The following is a 959-nucleotide window of genomic DNA, read 5'->3' on the forward strand; positions in this document are numbered from 1 at the left end:
TTAGATACAAATAGTCATTTAGAATCCCTTCTTCACTATCCTCTTATTTTGGCAACGAAATAGCGTAGACAAGTAATTGATAATGAAATATCTGATTACTTTAGTTGCGTGGAATTATGATAAGACCCTATACACATTATGTTCAAAGTTTCCCCCAATCAAGTGAATAATCATAAATAGATAGGTGGTGTATCTAATGGAACGATTGAAAGCGTACAAATTTAGATTATATCCAACAGAAGAACAAGAGATATTCTTTACGAAGTCTTTTGGTTGTGTTCGTAAAGTCTATAATCTCATGCTTCATGACCGAATAAAAGCTTATCAAGAAAAAGCGAACAATCCCTCTGAGAAAATGCGTTTTCCAACACCTGCAAAATATAAAAAAGCATTCCCATTCTTGAAAGAAGTTGATAGTCTTGCTTTAGCTAATGCACAACTTAATTTAGATAAAGCCTACAAGAACTTTTTTCGCGATAAATCTATTGGATTTCCTCGGTTCAAAAGTAAGAAAAATCCTGTTCAAAGTTATACAACGAATAATCAGAATGGGACAGTTGCTTTGATTGATGATAAGTTTGTCAAAGTTCCTAAATTAAAATCCTTAATCAGAATTAAACTTCACAGACAGCCAAAAGGGATTATTAAGTCAGCAACAATATCACGTCATGCTAGCGGTAAATATTATATTTCTTTATTATGTAAAGAAGAGATAAATGAATTGCCTAAATCATACTCTGCAATTGGTATTGACTTAGGTATTACAAACTTTGCGATTCTTTCTGATGGTCAAAAAATTGATAATCATAACTTCACGGCTAAAATGGAAAAGAAACTCAGACGTGAACAACGTAAGTTGTCAAAGCGTGCTTTATTAGCTAAAAAGAAAGGTGTCTCTCTCTTTGAAGCAAAGAACTATCAAAAACAAAAACGAAAAGTAGCGCGATTACATGAAAAGA

1 protein-coding gene is annotated in these 959 nt (G+C 32.4%); it reads left to right on the forward strand.

What is annotated here, in order from left to right; all coding sequences use genetic code 11:
• Positions 1–196 precede the first annotated feature (196 nt).
• Positions 197–959: RNA-guided endonuclease TnpB family protein (locus TP70_RS08715; RefSeq protein ID WP_044361042.1), on the forward strand; the 763-nt coding region annotated here is incomplete at its 3' end.

This window comes from Staphylococcus microti (assembly GCF_000934465.1).
GTDB classification, from domain to species: domain Bacteria; phylum Bacillota; class Bacilli; order Staphylococcales; family Staphylococcaceae; genus Staphylococcus; species Staphylococcus microti.